Annotated in this window: 12 protein-coding genes and 1 pseudogene; 3 read left to right on the top strand and 10 right to left on the bottom strand. The window is 62.1% G+C overall.

Annotation, left to right across the window (positions count from 1 at the left end):
• Window positions 1–62 precede the first annotated feature (62 nt).
• The 4 genes and pseudogenes from AB5975_11815 to AB5975_11800 form a co-directional block, all read right to left on the bottom strand.
• Window positions 63–3,077, bottom strand: a complete 3,015-nt coding sequence (locus AB5975_11815; protein ID XDR22429.1) for a sarcosine oxidase subunit alpha — start codon at window positions 3,075–3,077, stop codon at window positions 63–65.
• Window positions 3,074–3,409, bottom strand: coding sequence for a sarcosine oxidase subunit delta (locus tag AB5975_11810; protein ID XDR22428.1), 336 nt, complete (start codon window positions 3,407–3,409; stop codon window positions 3,074–3,076). Before AB5975_11810 ends, AB5975_11815 begins: the two co-directional genes overlap by 4 nt.
• Before the next feature lie 14 nt (window positions 3,410–3,423).
• On the bottom strand, window positions 3,424–4,674 hold the full coding sequence (locus AB5975_11805; GenBank protein XDR22427.1) for a sarcosine oxidase subunit beta family protein: 1,251 nt from the start codon (window positions 4,672–4,674) through the stop codon (window positions 3,424–3,426).
• Between the two features lie 15 nt (window positions 4,675–4,689).
• Window positions 4,690–5,942, bottom strand: a pseudogene (locus AB5975_11800) (serine hydroxymethyltransferase).
• 339 nt (window positions 5,943–6,281) lie between these two features.
• On the opposite strand from AB5975_11800, the gene AB5975_11795 reads away from it, so the two are divergent.
• The gene (locus tag AB5975_11795; GenBank protein XDR22426.1) at window positions 6,282–7,322 is read left to right on the top strand and encodes a low specificity L-threonine aldolase; all 1,041 of its coding nucleotides are present in this window, start codon (window positions 6,282–6,284) and stop codon (window positions 7,320–7,322) included.
• A 53-nt stretch (window positions 7,323–7,375) separates the two neighbouring features.
• Here the strand turns inward: AB5975_11795 and mcpH are convergent, their stop codons facing one another.
• The 3 genes from mcpH to AB5975_11780 form a co-directional block, all read right to left on the bottom strand.
• On the bottom strand, window positions 7,376–9,313 hold the full coding sequence (mcpH, locus tag AB5975_11790) for a methyl-accepting chemotaxis protein McpH (GenBank protein XDR22425.1): 1,938 nt from the start codon (window positions 9,311–9,313) through the stop codon (window positions 7,376–7,378).
• A gap of 205 nt (window positions 9,314–9,518) precedes the next feature.
• Window positions 9,519–9,821: a cell division protein ZapA gene (locus tag AB5975_11785; protein XDR22424.1), complete on the bottom strand. Its 303-nt coding sequence runs from the start codon at window positions 9,819–9,821 to the stop codon at window positions 9,519–9,521.
• Window positions 9,818–10,048 carry a hypothetical protein gene (locus AB5975_11780; GenBank protein ID XDR22423.1) on the bottom strand — a complete coding sequence of 77 codons (231 nt, stop codon included), beginning with the start codon at window positions 10,046–10,048 and terminating at the stop codon, window positions 9,818–9,820. The genes AB5975_11785 and AB5975_11780 overlap by 4 nt, the downstream gene beginning before the upstream one ends.
• A 265-nt stretch (window positions 10,049–10,313) precedes the next feature.
• Between AB5975_11780 and AB5975_11775 the strand changes: the two genes are divergently transcribed.
• Complete coding sequence (locus AB5975_11775) at window positions 10,314–11,939, top strand: methyl-accepting chemotaxis protein (GenBank protein ID XDR22422.1); 1,626 nt, start codon at window positions 10,314–10,316, stop codon at window positions 11,937–11,939.
• Window positions 11,940–11,983: 44 nt separating this feature from the next.
• Here the strand turns inward: AB5975_11775 and gbcB are convergent, their stop codons facing one another.
• Window positions 11,984–13,084: a glycine-betaine demethylase subunit GbcB gene (gbcB, locus tag AB5975_11770; GenBank protein ID XDR22421.1), complete on the bottom strand. Its 1,101-nt coding sequence runs from the start codon at window positions 13,082–13,084 to the stop codon at window positions 11,984–11,986.
• A gap of 295 nt (window positions 13,085–13,379) precedes the next feature.
• Here gbcB and gbcA point away from each other — a divergent pair, with 295 nt between their 5' ends.
• Entirely contained in the window at window positions 13,380–14,672 is a 1,293-nt protein-coding gene (gene gbcA / locus AB5975_11765) for a glycine-betaine demethylase subunit GbcA (protein ID XDR22420.1), read from the top strand.
• 45 nt (window positions 14,673–14,717) lie between these two features.
• Here gbcA and AB5975_11760 read toward each other — a convergent pair whose 3' ends face one another.
• Both AB5975_11760 and AB5975_11755 read right to left on the bottom strand, forming a co-directional pair.
• Complete coding sequence (locus AB5975_11760; protein XDR22419.1) at window positions 14,718–15,539, bottom strand: RHS repeat-associated core domain-containing protein; 822 nt, start codon at window positions 15,537–15,539, stop codon at window positions 14,718–14,720.
• Window positions 15,540–16,220: 681 nt separating this feature from the next.
• A complete protein-coding gene (locus AB5975_11755) occupies window positions 16,221–16,991 on the bottom strand; it encodes an electron transfer flavoprotein subunit beta (protein XDR22418.1) in 771 nt (256 codons plus the stop codon).
• Window positions 16,992–17,000 lie beyond the last annotated feature (9 nt).

The following is a 17,000-nucleotide window of genomic DNA, read 5'->3' as shown; positions in this document are numbered from 1 at the left end:
GGTGAACCCGCTCCCACAGGGCCCTCATTACCAGCCCGGCACCGTTTGCCATCCGGGGGCCTTTAGACGTTCTGCCGCTCACCCTTCGGATCGAAGAACACCGAAGACACGATCTCCGCCTCGATCACGCTGCCATCCGCCTGCGGCGAGTAGACTCGCTCGCCCATGCGCTTGAGGCCGCCTTTGACCACACCCATGGCAAACGAGTAGCCCAGGGAGTTGGAGGCATAGCTGGAGGTGACGTGGCCAACCATGTCCATCGGGATCGGCTGTTTCGGGTCGAATACCAACTGAGCGCCTTCCGGCAGCCACTTGGTCGGGTCGACCGGCTTCAGGCCTACCAGCTGCTTGCGGTTCTCACGCACGCAGTCTTCGCGGTTCATGCCACGCAGGCCGATCCACGAGAACGGTTTGTTGCGGCCAACGCACCAGCTCATGTTCAGGTCGTCCGGGTTCATCGAACCGTCGGTGTCCTGGCCAACGATGATGAAGCCCTTCTCGGCACGCAGTACGTGCATGGTCTCGGTGCCATACGGGGTCAGGTTGTACTTCTTGCCGGCCTCGATGATCTGTTCCAGCACGCCCATGGCGTAGTTGGCCTGCACGTTGACTTCGTACGACAGCTCGCCGGTGAACGAGATACGGAACACACGGGCCGGTACGCCGCCAACGTTGCCTTCCTTCCAGGTCATGAACGGGAAGGCTTCCTTGTCCATGTCGATGTCGGTCAGCTCGCTCAGCAGCTTGCGGCTGTTGGGGCCGGACAGGGTCATGGTGGCCCAGTGGTCGGTGACCGAGGTGAAGTACACCTTCAGCTCCGGCCATTCAGTCTGGTGGTACAGCTCCATCCACTGCAGCACGCGCGCGGCGCCGCCGGTGGTGGTGGTCATGATGAAGTGGTTGTCGCCGACGCAGGCGGTTACGCCGTCGTCGAAGACCATACCGTCTTCCTTGCACATCAGGCCGTAGCGGGCCTTGCCCACGTCGAGCTTGGTCCAGGCGTTGGTGTAGATGCGGTTGAGGAACTCACGGGCGTCCGGGCCCTGGATGTCGATCTTGCCCAGGGTCGAGGCGTCCAGCAGGCCCACGCTGTCGCGTACGGCCTTGCATTCACGGGCCACGGCGGCATGGATGTCTTCGCCGGCTTTCGGGAAGTACCACGGGCGCTTCCACTGGCCGACGTCTTCGAACTCGGCGCCGTTCTTCACGTGCCAGGCATGCAAGGCAGTGAAGCGCACGGGCTCGAACAGGTGACCACAGTGACGGCCCGCTACCGCGCCGAAGGTGACCGGCGTGTAGTTGGGGCGGAACATGGTGGTGCCCATTTCCGGGATGGTGATGCCGATCGAACGGGCGGCGATGGCCAGGCCGTTGATGTTGCCCAGTTTGCCCTGGTCGGTACCGAAGCCCAGCGCGGTGTAGCGCTTGACGTGCTCGACCGACTCGAAGCCTTCACGGGTGGCCAGCTCGATACCCGCTGCAGTCACGTCGTTCTGCTGGTCGACGAACTGCTTCGGCCCTTTGGTGCCTTTGTCGTGCGGCACCTGGAACAATGCCACGGTGGCCTCTTCCTTGCGCGCCACGGTTTTTGGCAGGGTGCCAACGGTTGCCTTGAAGCCCGCTTCGGTAGCTGCGCGCACACCGCCTTCGAAACCATCGGCAATCACATCGCCAAGGGCGTAGACACCGTTGATGCCCCCGACGCATTCGCGTTTCTGCGGTGCATCGCCCGGCACGAAGCCGAGAATGTCGTCACGCCATACCGGGCGACCGCCCAAGTGCGAGGCGAGGTGGACGATCGGGCTGTAACCGCCCGAGGACGCGATCAGGTCACACTCGAGGGTTTCGCCTGGGCTGGTGACTTTGTGCGCCTGCACATCGATGGCCGCCACGCGGGCGCCGGTGACGTGCTTGCTGCCTTTGGCCTCGACCACGGCGCTGGAAGTGAGGATGCGAATGCCTTTTGCACGGGCCTCTTCAACCAGCGAGCCACGTGGGTTGTGGCGGGCATCAGCGATGGCGACCACCTGCAGGCCGGCGTCGTGCCAGTCCAGCGCGGCGCGGTAGGCATGGTCGTTGTTGGTCGACAGCACCAGCTTGCGGCCAGGGGCCACACCGTAGCGGCGAACGTAGGTGGACACGGCACCGGCCAGCATGTTGCCCGGCACGTCGTTGTTGCCATACACCAACGGGCGCTCATGGGCGCCAGGCGCCAGTACCACACGCTTGGCACGCACACGGTGCACGCGGTGGCGAACCTGGCCGATCGGGGCGCGGTCGCCGAGGTGGTCGGTGAGGCGCTCGTGAATGGTCAGGAAGTTATGGTCGTGGTAGCCGTTGACCGTGGCACGTGGCAGCAGGGTTACTTCCGGCAGGCCTTCCAACTCTTTGACCACGGCGTTGACCCAGTCGGCGGCAGGCTTGCCGTCAAGGGTTTCGCGGGTGTCGAGCAGGCTACCGCCGAACTCTTCCTGCTCGTCGGCCAGGATCACGCGGGCACCGCTGCGCGCAGCGGCCAGTGCGGCGGCCAGGCCAGCAGGGCCGGCGCCGACGATCAGCACGTCGCAGTGCTGGTTCATGTAGTCGTAGCTGTCCGGGTCGTTCTGCAGCGGCGCACGGCCAAGGCCTGCTGCCTTACGGATGTACTTCTCGTACGTCATCCAGAACGATTTCGGGTACATGAAGGTTTTGTAGTAGAAGCCCGGCGGCATCATGCTGCCGCCTACCTTGCCGAGGATGCCCATGACGTCGTTGTTGACGTTCGGCCAGCCGTTGGTGCTGGTAGCGACCAGGCCTGCGTACAGCGCCTGCTGGGTGGCACGCACGTTAGGGATCTGGGTGGCTTCGCTGGAGCCGATCTGCAGGATGGCGTTCGGCTCTTCGGTGCCGGCGGCGATGATGCCGCGTGGGCGCGAGTACTTGAAGCTGCGGCCAACGATGTCGACACCGTTGGCCAGCAACGCGGCGGCCAGGCTGTCGCCGGCATAACCCTGGTAGGTCTTGCCGTTGAAGGTGAAGTTCAGGACCTTGCTGCGGTCGATACGGCCGCCGCTGGCGAGGCGATAGGTCTGGCTCATACTTTTTCCCCTTGGCCTTTGACGGTCGACGGTGCGTTCGCCGCTTTACCATTGGCGGTCACTTGCGGCTTCTCGCCAATCTTGTAGGTTTCCAGAATTTCGTAGGTCACGGTGTCGCGAGTGACGTTGAAGTACTGGCGGCAGCCGGCAACGTGGTCCCACAGTTCATGGTGAATACCGCGCGGGTTGTCACGGTAGAACATGTAGGTACCCCACTCCTCGTCGGAGCAGGCGTTAGGGTCCAGCGGGCGGGCGATGTGCGCCTGGCCAGAGGCGTGGAACTCTTCTTCGGAGCGCAGCTCGCCGCAGTGGGGACAGAAAATATGCAACATGACGGTGTCTCCGGTTAGTGGGCGACGGCGGCGGCGCCGTGTTCGTCGATCAGTGCGCCGTTGTAGAAACGGTCCATGGAGAACGGCGCGGCCAATGGGTGCATTTCGCCCTTGGCCAGGCTCGCGGCGAAGACGTTGCCCGAACCCGGGGTCGCCTTGAAGCCGCCAGTACCCCAACCGCAGTTGAAGAACATGTTCTTGACCGGGGTCTTGGTGATGATCGGGCAGGCGTCCGGCGAGGTGTCGACGATGCCGCCCCACTGGCGGTTCATGCGCACGCGCGAGAGGTTGGGGAACATTTCGACGATGGCCTGCAGGGTGTGCTCGATCACCGGGTACGAACCGCGCTGGCCGTAGCCGACCCAGCCGTCGATACCGGCACCGATCACCAGGTCGCCCTTGTCGGACTGGCTGATGTAGCCGTGTACGGCGTTGGACATGATCACGCTGTCGATGATCGGCTTGATCGGCTCGGATACCAGCGCTTGCAGCGGGTGCGATTCCAGCGGCAGGCGGAAGCCGGCCAGCTTGGCCATGTGCCCGGAGTTACCAGCGGTGACTACGCCGACGCGCTTGGCGCCGATGAAGCCTTTGTTGGTTTCCACACCGATGACCGCGCCGTTTTCCTTGCGGAAGCCGATCACTTCGGTTTGCTGGATCAGGTCAACGCCCAGGGCGTCGGCAGCACGGGCGAAGCCCCAGGCCACGGCATCGTGACGGGCCACGCCGCCACGGCGCTGCACGGTTGCGCCAAGGATCGGGTAACGGGTGTTCTTCGAGCAGTCCAGGTACGGGATTTCGGCCGCGACCTGGGCGGTGTTCAGCAGCTCGCCATCCACGCCGTTCAGGCGGTTGGCGCTGACACGGCGCTCGGAGTCACGCATGTCCTGCAAGGTGTGGCACAGGTTGTAGACGCCGCGCTGGGAGAACATCACGTTGTAGTTGAGGTCCTGGGACAGACCCTCCCACAGCTTCATGGCGTGCTCGTACAGGTGGGCCGACTCGTCCCACAGGTAGTTGGAACGCACGATGGTGGTGTTACGGGCGGTGTTGCCGCCGCCCAGGTAACCCTTCTCGATCACGGCGACGTTGGTGATGCCGTGCTCTTTGGCCAGGTAGTAGGCCGTGGCCAAGCCATGGCCGCCACCGCCGACGATGACCACGTCGTACACCTTTTTAGGGGTTGGCGTGCGCCACATGCGCTGCCAGTTCTCGTGGTGGCTGAGGGAGTGCTTGAAAAGGCCGAAGCCCGAGTAACGTTGCATGGTGTGTGACTCCACTCAGCGGTAAACAGGGAAATCTGCGCACAGCGCCGCGACGTTCTTCGCCACATCGGCTTCGACGTCTGCGTCACCGAGGTTGTCGAGGATGTCGCAGATCCAGCCGGCCAGGGCCACGCACTGGGCGACCTTGAAGCCACGGGTGGTGACGGCCGGGTGCCGATGCGCAGGCCCGAGGTGACGAACGGCGACTGCGGGTCGTTCGGCACGGCGTTCTTGTTGACGGTGATGTGCGCGCGGCCCAGGGCGGCGTCGGCATCTTTACCGGTAAGGCCCTGACGGATCAGGCTGACCAGGAACAGGTGGTTGTCGGTGCCACCAGACACCACGTCGTAGCCACGGTCGATGAACACCTGGGCCATGGCCTGGGCGTTTTCGATCACTTGCTGCTGGTAGGCCTTGAAGCCTGGCTCCAGCGCTTCCTTGAAGCACACGGCCTTGGCGGCGATGACGTGCATCAACGGGCCGCCCTGGGCGCCTGGGAATACAGCGGCGTTGAGCTTCTTCTCGATCTCTTCGTTGGACTTCGCCAGGATCAGGCCACCACGCGGGCCACGCAGGGTCTTGTGGGTGGTGGTGGTGACCACGTCGGCGAACGGGATCGGGTTCGGGTACAGGCCAGCGGCAACCAGGCCGGCAACGTGGGCCATGTCGACGAACAGCAGCGCACCGACCTTGTCGGCGATGGCGCGGAAGCGAGGGAAGTCGAGGGTCTTGGAGTAAGCCGAGAAACCGGCAACGATCATTTTCGGCTTGTGCTCGACCGCCAGGCGCTCGACTTCGTCGTAGTCGATCAGGCCGGTGTTGGTGTCGATGCCGTATTGCACAGCGTTGTACAGCTTGCCCGAGGACGACACTTTGGCGCCGTGGGTCAGGTGGCCGCCGTGGGCCAGGCTCATGCCGAGGATGGTGTCACCGGCCTGCAGCAGGGCCAGGTAGACCGCGCCGTTGGCCGACGAGCCGGAGTGCGGCTGGACGTTGGCGTAGTCGGCACCGAACAGCTGCTTGGCGCGCTCGATGGCCAGGGCTTCTACCTTGTCCACGTGCTCGCAGCCACCGTAGTAGCGCTTGCCCGGGTAGCCTTCGGCGTATTTGTTGGTGAGGCCGCTGCCTTGGGCCTGCATGACGCGCTTGCTGGTGTAGTTCTCCGAGGCGATTAGCTCGATGTGATCTTCCTGGCGCTGTTCTTCGGCATTCATCGCCGCCAGCAGTGCGTCGTCGTAACCCTGGATCTGGTCTTGCTTGCTGAACATCGTGTATCTCCCGGCAGCGATCGTTTTTTGTCGTAAGGCACTGTGGCCCTTTGTGGCGATGGTATGACTGGCGGGGTCGGGTCAGATGCCTGCGCACGCCTTGCAATGGCGCGTTTACGACATTCGTTGTTGTGCCGTTTGTGCCGGCCCTTTCGCGGGTGAACCCGCTCCCACAGGTACGGTGGTGCTCTGAAGGCTTGTGGTATCCCTGTGGGAGCGGGTTTACCCGCGAAGAGGCCAGCACAGATAACCCAGAAATCCGCCAATGCACAGCTTGTATAGGCAACCGCTGAATCGATGGTTTAGAGTGCTGTTCTGCGTCGTTCACAGGACCGTGTCATGACAGATAAGAGCCAACAATTCGCCAGCGACAACTATTCCGGTATCTGCCCCGAAGCCTGGGCAGCGATGGAGAAGGCCAACCACGGCCACGACCGCGCCTATGGCGACGATCAGTGGACCGAGCGCGCCTCGGAATACTTCCGCAACCTGTTCGAAACCGACTGCGAGGTGTTCTTCGCCTTCAACGGAACTGCCGCCAACTCCCTGGCCCTGGCCTCGCTGTGCCAGAGCTACCACAGCGTGATCTGCTCCGAGACCGCCCACGTCGAAACCGATGAATGCGGCGCGCCGGAGTTCTTCTCCAACGGCTCCAAACTGCTGACGGCGACCAGCGTCAACGGCAAGCTGACGCCGCAGTCGATCCGCGAAGTGGCGCTCAAGCGCCAGGACATCCACTACCCCAAGCCCCGCGTGGTGACCATTACCCAGGCCACTGAAGTGGGCACGGTGTACCGCCCCGACGAGCTGAAGGCGATCAGCGCCACCTGCAAGGAGCTGGGCCTGAACCTGCACATGGACGGCGCGCGCTTTACCAATGCCTGCGCGTTCCTGGGCTGCAGCCCGGCCGAGCTGACCTGGAAGGCCGGCGTCGATGTGCTGTGCTTTGGCGGCACCAAGAACGGCATGGCGGTGGGTGAGGCGATCCTGTTCTTCAACCGCCAGCTGGCCGAAGACTTCGACTACCGCTGCAAGCAAGCCGGGCAACTGGCGTCGAAAATGCGCTTTTTGTCGGCGCCCTGGGTGGGCCTGCTGGAAGATGGCGCCTGGTTGCGCCATGGCAACCACGCCAACCATTGCGCGCAGCTGCTGGCCTCGCTGGTGAGTGACTTGCCAGCGGTGGAGCTGATGTTCCCGGTGGAGGCCAACGGGGTGTTCCTGCAGATGCCGGAGCATGCGATCGAAGCGCTGCGGGGCAAGGGGTGGCGGTTCTATACCTTCATTGGTAGCGGCGGGGCGCGCTTCATGTGTTCGTGGGATACCGAGGAAGCGCGCGTGCGCGAGCTTGCGGCGGATATCCGTAGCATCATTACCGCCTGAAAGCACGCTGGGAGGGCTTTGCCCTCCAAGGGCCGCAAAGCGGCCCCAGCAATTTAAAGCCTGAACCCACCCATCTGCCGCGCCAGATCATCAGCCAACCCACGCAACGCCTGGCACTCCTCGCGACACCCTTGCACCTCCGCCGCCGTTTCCCGCGCCAGGTCGGAAATCCCCTGCACCGTCCGGTTGATTTCCTCGGTCACTGCCGACTGCTCTTCCGTCGCCGTGGCCACCTGATGGTTCATATCACTGATGTGCTCCACCTGGTCGGTAATCGCGCCCAGCGACGCCCCGGTGCGCTGGCTCGACTCCACACCACTGCCAGTCGCCTGCTGCCCCGCCTGCATCGAACTCACCGCCGACCCCGCGCCCTGCTTCAGGCGCTGGATCATCTGCTGCACTTCGTCGGTGGACAGCTGTGTGCGCCGGGCCAGCGTGCGCACCTCATCGGCCACCACGGCAAAACCGCGCCCCATTTCCCCTGCCCGCGCAGCCTCGATAGCCGCGTTAAGTGCCAGCAAATTGGTCTGCTCGGAAATACTACGGATAACCGCCAGAACTTCATCGATCGAGGCGACTTCGTCGGCCAACTGAGTGACTGCATCGGCAGCCTTGCCGATGTCGCCCGACATGCCCTCGATACCCCGAATCGAGCGTTGCACCACCTCGCGCGCCTGCAACGCCTCGTCCCGCGCCGACTGCGAGGCTTGCGCCGCATCGCCGGCATTGCGGGCGATGTCCTGCACGGTCAGGCCCATCTCGTGCACGGCAGTAGCGACCATTTCGGTCATCTCTTGCTGCCGCCCCGAGCGCTCGGCCGTGTTGTCCACCACCTGAGTTACCTGCTCTACGGCCCGGTGCAGCCGCTCGGAGGTGCTCAACACCTCACCGATAAGGCTGCGCTGGCTGTCGAGAAAGCGGTTGAACCCCCGGGCCAGGTCGCCCAACTCATCCTGGCGCGAATCATCCAGGCGGTGGCTGAGGTCTCCTGCGCCGCTGCCAATCTGCACCAACGCGCCGGTGACGCGGCGGATCGGCCGTACCAGGCCACGCGCCAACAGCACCACCAGCAGCAGTGACAGCAGGGCCACGGCGCCACCGATCAGGCTGGTCAACCAGACGGCCTGATGCATTTGTGCATAGATTTCCGACTCTGGCACTTCGGCCACCAGGGTCCAGTTAAGGTCGCGCAGTGGCAAACCAAGCGCCAGGTAGCTTTCGCCGTCACGGCTGAAGCGGCGGCTGCGCAGCCCCTCGCCTCCAGTCATGACACCCTTGGCTGCGTCCGCCCCAAGCTGCTCGGTGAGCTGGCGTTTACCACTGAAGGCTGCGTCTGGATGCACCTGGATCAGGCCATCGTTGCGCACCAGAAACACTTTGCCGTGTTCGCCGAAACTGAAATCGTGGATCAGCTTCGACAGCTCGGTCATGCGCAGGCCCATGCCGGCCACGCCGACCAGCTGGCCATTTTTTTCCACGCGGTAATCGATGAACAGCGCCAGCTCGCCGGTGGCACCATCGATGTCGATGTTGATCAACCGCTCGGCGCCGCTATCGATGTAGCCGTAGAACCACTTGTCCTTGGGGTTGCTGCGGCTGAGGGTGCGGTCCAGGCCGTTCTCGTTGTAGTAGTGGCCGGTTTCAGTCGCCGCGAACAGGGCAGTGAAGGCCTGGTTGCGCTGCTTGGCGGCGGTCAGGTATTCGGTGAATTGCGCTGCCTGGGCGGGCTCTTCACCAGCCGCCAGCCAGTCACGCAGCAAGGTGTTGCCGGCGATGTCTGCCGCTGCCACCAAAGGCTGGCCGAGCATGCGTTCGATGTCGTTGCGGATGGCTTCGATACTGGCTGGCAAGGCAGTGTCGACCAGGTAGCGCTCGGTGAGGCGGTTGAGCGCCACGGTGAAGATGACGACCACGACCAGGATGCTCGCCAGCAAGGCGGCGCCCATGCTGGTGATCAATTGCCACTGGATGCTCTTACGCCAGATACGCATGCCCTACTCCCCGCACATTATTGTTTTGCGGAAAGTGTATACACTTGCGTATCCAGTTAATCCAGTGACCTGGAACAATGAGTTGGGCCTTTGGGGCTGCTGTGCAGCCCATCGCGACACACGGCCGCTCCTACAGGGAAACGTATAACTGTTGTAGGAGCGGCCTTGTGTCGCGAAAGGGGCGCGAAGCGCCCCCAGCTATCGATCAGGACTCTGCAATGGTCCGCACGATGGCGTCCACCGTGGCGTCGATCTGCGCCTGGGTACGCGCTAGGGTCTGCTGATGCTCTTTCTGCAGCTCAACCTGCTTGGAGCACAGGTTGAGGGCAGCCAGCACCAACAGCTTGTCGCCGATCAGGGTCGGGTACTGACGCTTGGTTTCGTTCAGGGCAGTGTTGAGCATCCGTACCGCCTGGGCCAGGGTTTCTTCCTGACCTTCGGGCGCCTTGATCGAATAGTCGATGCCGAGAATCGACACCACATTGATCGGCTGCTCTTGCAGTCTCATGCGCCGACAACGCCCGCGCTGGCGCGCTCGACCAGGGCCTGGATGCGCGCTGCGGTAGCGCCGTTCTTCTCTTCCTGCTCCATCAGCGACAGCTGCAGGGTTTCGTTCTCTTCCTTGGCCTGGGCCAGTTCCTGGCCGAGGGCGGTGTTCTGCTCGGTGAGTTGAGCGTTTTTCTGCATCAGGTCGCTGACCAGTTGCTCGATTTGATTCAGGGAAGCTTCCAGCATGGGTCTATCTCAGGTTGTTGCGAGGGGCGCACACGATAAAGAAAAGTGCCGCCCATCGCCATTAAATATCGGATTCATAAGGTGTCGAACCCGCAGATTGACAGGGTAACCGCCCCCTTGTTCCGACCTGAGTCAACCGCCGGTCAGGAAAAGGTTAGCTACCTCACAATTTTTGCCGGTCGCACTCAAGACTGGCCGGTCACGACCGATAGCCCGGCAAGTCATGTTTTGTCGCACTTTCCCCCTTGCCTGGATCCTCCTCTCCATGTCCCTACGCAACATGAATATCGCCCCGCGCGCGCTGCTCGGCTTCGCGCTTATCGGCCTGCTGATGCTCGGCCTTGGTATCTTCTCCCTGGTGCAGATGGGCAACATCCGCCAGGCTGGTGTTGCCATCGAGCAAGTCAGTGTGCCCAGCATCAAGATCCTCGACGAACTCACCGCGCTGAACCTGCGCATGCGCACGCTTTCCTACCGCCTGCTGCTCAACCGCGAACCGGAAACCCAACGCGATACCCTCAACCTGCTGGACCAGCGCAACAGCCAGATCGACCGCGCGCGCCAGGCTTACCTGCCGATGATCGGTGCCGCCGACGAACAGGCCGCGTTCGACCAGTACGGCCTGTTGCTCAACCAATACCGCCAGTTGGAAGCGCGCATGCGCACACTGAGCCAGGCCGACCGCCTGGACGAATTGCGCGACCTGCTCAACCGCGATTTGCTGGCCAACTCAGAGCAGATCAACAAGGTCATGGACACCCTGGTACGCATCAACACCGACCAGACCCGCGCCACCAATGACAAGGCCGCCAGCCAGTACGCCGCTGCTTTCGCCCTGGTGATCGGCCTGCTGGTTGCCGCCACCGTCCTGACGTTCGCCTGCGCCTTCCTGCTGACCCGCAGCATCGTCAAGCCGATCGAAGATGCGCTCAAAAGCGCCGAACAGGTCGCCGACGGTGACCTGACCCACATCATCCGTGCCGAAGGCACCGACGAAGCCGCTCGCCTGCTGCGCGCCATGGCCCGCATGCAGGACAAGTTGCGCGACACCCTGCAACAGATCGCCGGCTCCGCCACCCAGCTGGCCTCGGCGGCCGAAGAGCTGAACGCCGTCACCGACGAAAGCGCCCGCGGCCTGCAACAGCAGAACAACGAGATTGAACAGGCCGCCACGGCCGTGACCGAAATGACCAGCGCTGTGGAGGAAGTAGCGCGCAATGCCGTGAGCACTTCGGAAGCCTCCAGTGAAGCCAGCCGCTCCACCGGCGACGGCCGTGACCTGGTGATGGAGACCGTGGGCGCCATCGAGCGCATGAGCGGCGATGTGCAGGCCACTGCCAAATTGATCACTCACCTGGCCGAGCAGTCGCGCGACATTGGCAAGGTCCTCGACGTGATCCGTGGCCTGGCCGACCAAACCAACCTGCTGGCGCTGAACGCCGCCATCGAGGCCGCACGTGCTGGCGAAGCGGGCCGTGGTTTTGCCGTTGTGGCGGATGAAGTTCGGGCATTGGCCCACCGCACCCAGCAGTCGACCAGCGAAATCGAGCGGATGATCGGCAGCATTCAAGGGGGCACGGAGGAAGCTGTGGAGTCGATGCGCACCAGCACCGAGCGTGCCGAATCCACCCTGAACATCGCCCGTGGCGCGGGCATGGCACTGGACACCATTGCCGGCGCGGTGGCGCAGATCAACGAGCGTAACCTGGTGATTGCCAGCGCGGCGGAGGAACAGGCGCAGGTGGCGCGGGAAGTGGACCGCAACCTGGTGAACATCAACGACCTGTCGGTGCAGAGTGCCACCGGGGCGCATCAGACCAGTGCGGCGAGTGCTGAATTGTCGCGCCTGGCCGTGGACCTGAATGGGTTGGTGGCACGGTTCCGTACCTGACCTGAAGTACCTGGGGGCGCTTTGCGGCCCCAGGTACTATCGGGTCAGTAATCGATCCGCACATCCCCTTTCGGCACACTGCAGCACGACAGGATGTAGCCCTCGGCTTCGTCCTCCTCGGTAATGCCGCCGTTGTGCTCCATTTCCACTTCGCCGCCCAGCTTGAGCACCTTGCAAGTGCCGCAAATGCCCATGCCGCAGGCTTTCGGGATCATCAGGCCAACCTTGGCCGCCGCCGCATGCACGGTCTCGCCTGGGGCAATGCGAATGCTCTTCTCGCTGCCGATGAACTCCACCAGGTTAAGGTCGGACACATCCAGCTCCGGCGCTTCGGCTGCCTGCTCGGCATGCTCGACCGCATCGGCCTTGGCCTCGGCCGGCGTGGCACCGAACGATTCCTCGTGGTAGTTCTTCATGTCGAAGCCGACCGCTTCGAGCATGCGCTTTACCGCCGTCATGTAAGGCGTCGGGCCGCAGCAGAACACCACGCGTTCCATGTAGTCCGGTGCAATCAGTTCCATCAGCCGCTGGTTCAGGTAACCGCGATAACCCGCCCATGGCTCGCCCAGGCCGTGCTTCTCGCAAATGATGTGCAGGCTGAAGTTGGGGATACGCGAGGCCATCTGTTCCAGCTCGCGGTGGTAGATGATGTCCTTGGGTGAGCGGGCGCTGTGCACGAACACCATGTCGACATTGGCGTTGGTGTCGTAGAACCAGCGCGCCATCGACATGACCGGAGTAATGCCCACACCGCCGGACAGGTACAGCGCCTTGCCCGCCGGGAAGTCGATGGCATTGAACAACCCCACCGGGCCATGCACCGGCAGCTCGGCGCCTTCGTGCATGGTGTCGTGCAGGAAGTTGGACACCAGGCCGCCCGGCACACGCTTGACGGTGATCGAGAAGCTGTAGGGCACCGACGGCGAACTGGAAATGGTGTAGGAACGCATCACCGGTTTGCCTTCGATCTCCAGCTCCAGGGTAACGAACTGCCCCGGCTTGAAGAAGAACATGATCGGCTGGTCGGCCATGAAGCAGAAGGTGCGCACGTCCCAGGTCTCCTGGATGACCTTGACGCAGCGCACGATGTGGCGGCCGTTGGCCCAGGTCTGGGTAGTGACCGGATTGAGGAAGGTATCGGACATGTTCATCTCCAGCAGCCGACTATTGGGCTTTTTATGGCTTGGATAATGCGCAAGCTGAGGGCGACGTACATTCCTGCCAGCGACATCGGCGTGCTTATCGCGACCAGCCCCGCGCTACAAGGGCTGGCGCGTCGTAATTCAATTCGGCCATGTCGCCCATGGATACGGTTCGCGGCGCCTTCGGACGCACACTCCACGGCAAAACAACTAGCTGTTTTTCGATAGACAGCCTTGCGGCACCACAACAACGATTAGCCACCTTTTGCCGGCCGCACACGGCCCCGAGGAATACACGATGGACGTCACCGCAACCCTGAGCCTGGGCGATCCACTGGAACCTGCACGCAAGGCCACCGCCGAGATGCTGCAGACCCGCGAGCGCACCTACTCGCTGCCCCAGCCTTTCTACACCGACGAGCGTCTGTTCCAGATCGACATGCAGGAGATCTTCCAGAAAGAATGGCTGATCGCCGGCATGACTTGCGAAATTCCGGCAAAAGGCAACTACATCACGCTGCAGATCGGCAACAACCCGATTCTGGTGGTGCGTGGCGCCGAGGGTAAGGTGCACGCCTTCCATAACGTCTGCCGGCACCGCGGTTCGCGCTTGTGCGTCAGCGACAAAGGCAAAGTGGCCAAGTTGGTCTGCCATTACCACCAGTGGACCTATGAACTGGACGGCCGCCTGCTGTTCGCGGGCACCGAGATGGGCGCCGACTTCGACATGAAGCAGTACGGTCTGAAGCCTGTGAACGTGAAGGTCGCTGGTGGCTACATCTTCATCAGCCTGGCGGAAAACCCACCCGCCATCGACGAGTTCCTGGCCACCCTGGAACACTACATGGAACCCTACGACATGGAGAACACCAAGGTGGCGGTGCAAACCACCTTGATGGAAAAAGCCAACTGGAAGCTGGTGCTGGAAAACAACCGCGAGTGCTACCACTGCAGCGGCTCGCACCCGGAGCTGCTGCAAACCCTGCTGGAGTGGGACGACACCAACGACCCGCGCGCCAGCCAGGAATTCAAGGACCACGTGGCCGCCTCCGCCGCCGCCTGGGAAGCCGAAAAGATCCCGTACCTGCACAAGAGCCACGGCCTGCGTAACCGTATCGTACGCATGCCGCTGCTCAAGGGCACCGTGTCGATGACCATGGACGGCAAGCAGGCCTGCCAGAAGCTGATGGGCCGCATCAAGAACCCGGACCTGGGCTCGATGCGTATCCTGCACCTGCCGCACTCCTGGAACCACTGCATGGGCGACCACATGATCGTGTTCACCGTGTGGCCGATCAGCGCCCAGGAGACCATGGTCACCACCAAATGGCTGGTGCACAAGGACGCCGTGGAAGGTGTGGACTACGACCCTGAGCGCATGCGCAAGGTGTGGGACGCCACCAACGACCAGGACCGCCGCCTGGCCGAAGAGAACCAGCGCGGGATCAACTCCACGGCTTACCAGCCAGGGCCGTACTCGAAAACCTACGAGTTTGGCGTGGTGAACTTCATCGACTGGTACAGCGGGCGGATGCTGAACAACCTGGGGGCGGAGCCGGCGGCGTATCTGAAGGAAGTAACCGCGCAGTAAAAGAGCACATCGTACAGAGGAAGGGCTGCCACGCAGCCCTTTCGCTCAAGCTGACGGATGCCTTTTCCTGAGCCCCATCGTCTGCCTTTGGAAGGCCCAAGCATCCTCTCCGTTAGCAAGCCTAGTCTCTCCAGCCAAAGCAGCTCGGCCAGCGAAAGAACGCTCGGCTACTGTAGTTCTCACCGCCAATCCCTCGCGAGTAGGCGTGCTTATACTTTCTAACGGTATGTTTGGTTGGGTGTCAGTTGGCAGTCCTCCCGTCATCAGGCCGTAATTTGTCCTTATCTGCTCCAAAGGCTTGGCTTGAGGTCCAACTGCAGCGTTGATGGCTCGAGCAGATACAGCAGTCAAACTGACCCCAAGTCCGACATTCGCTCCAAAAATGGCACTCTCGACGCCGGCGAACTGGGCACCTGAACTCGCAAGGCTCAATACAGATCCGAAAGTACTGATTCGTGAAGCATTGAGCCCCACGCGATTGGTTGGCGTCGGCCCCAAAAAATTATAGGTCAACGTTACTGTGTTCGACGCCATGCTCAAGCCTCGCAAGGATAGCGTGGCCCACTCGGACACCTTACCCGTCGGATCGTGGCGGTTGACTGGATCACCACCGCAATATGCATAGGCATTCAGTCCACCCTTACCGAAAGGGCTGTGGGAGTCTTGGGCGTGAAAACGCATCAAAACAGGATTGTAAGCCCGGTAGCCATTGCCAAGGTGATAACAGCCGGTCAGCAGATCCAGCGGTTGAGCGGCAAAACACAAAAGCGCCCCTTCGCGATCTCGTAGGAAGCCATACGGTAGGTAAACTCTGACAGCGCATCCTGGCCCGCCCAGGTTCGATGCTTGCTTGTCGAGCGCCAGCAAGTACCTGCAATTCATGCGAGAACCTCATTTATGATGACGACTCACAGTAGCACTGTGTATGGCTGTTTCTAACTGGTAGAAATGACAGTTCGGTGGGCTTTATCCACAGCTCCAGAAGGTATCAGCAAATGCTGAGTCAACCTGTGCCCAACCCAATTGATCCCAGGTGAAGTTCAATATTTGATCAAAACCCTACAAGCCACGATTCAAGCGGCGTCTAGCGTCTTCCATACACCTTGTCCACAGCTCAGCCAACAGACTTTGTTGGTAACTGCATACTCTCACTGAGGGGGCTGTGGATAACTTATCCAGACGTTATAATTTTCAACAATTCAAAGACTTTATCGTCTGAATGATCGTTTTTTGATCAACGCCATGAAACCCAGTATTTATGGGGCTTTTAGCCGCTATCGAACAGATTATCCACAGACCGACTAACAGCGACTGTGGGCAAGAACCATGAGAATTCTGAAAAGCACCCATGCAAAGACTGGGTGAAGCTTGATCGTTTTTCGATCAACTACTTGAAGGCATCGCCATACAAGGGCTGCAGCCATGCGCCAACACTTTATCCACAACTTGGCAAACAGATTTGGTGGGCAAAAGCATTCGATCGATACTGTGAATGGGATGTGGGAGCGGCCTTGTGCGCTCCCACAAAAGACCTCCAAGCCTCTGGCTTCAGCGCAGCACGCCCTCTTCCACCAGCAACTTGAGGATGGCCTCGGCACCTTCCTGTGGCGAAACATCCTTCAGCACCTTGCCGCCACCGCCACTGGCCTTGGCCGTTGCCGCTTTCATGCGATCCGCACCGCTCTTGGCCTTGATCACCTTCAGCCGCTTTGGCCGCGGGCGCGCCGGTTGCAGCTCGGCCTCAGCCAGCAGTTCATCGTCAACGATGGCCACATTGCGCGCCGCCAGTACACCCCGACGCGCCGGCCCGAAGGCACTCTGGCGCGGCTTGGGCGCCGCGTTATCCACAGTCGCCAGCAACGGCAGGCGCACTTTCAGCCGGCGCCGCTGGCCACGCGGCAGCGCCTGCAATACCTGGGCGGTGCCATTGTCGATCGACTCCACCTCGGCCAGCCCCACGATCAACGGCCAGCCGAGCTTTTCGGCCAGCAGAAACGGCAACATGCCCGATCCTTCACCCGTTTCGGCTTGGCTACCTGTCAGCACCAGCTGTGCCCCGGCATCGCGCAGGTAATCCCCCAGCACACCCAGCACATCGGCACCAGCCGGCTGCTCCAGCACATCCAGATGGTCCAGGCCCATGCCCAGGTAGGCGCGCAGCGCCTCTTCCTGTGGGTCGCCGGCATGCACCACCTGCAAGTTATCCCCAGCCAGTTGCAAACCCAGTTCCACGGCGCGGGCATCCTGCTCGGCGCGGCGGGCGCGGCCAGAGCTTGGGTGGGCACCGATGGAAACCAGGCTGATCACTTTCGTACTCATGCTCGTGCC

This window comes from Pseudomonas putida, assembly GCA_041071465.1.
GTDB lineage: Bacteria > Pseudomonadota > Gammaproteobacteria > Pseudomonadales > Pseudomonadaceae > Aquipseudomonas > Aquipseudomonas putida_P.
Note: the sequence above shows the minus strand (reverse complement) of the source record. Positions and strands in the feature narration are given on the sequence as shown.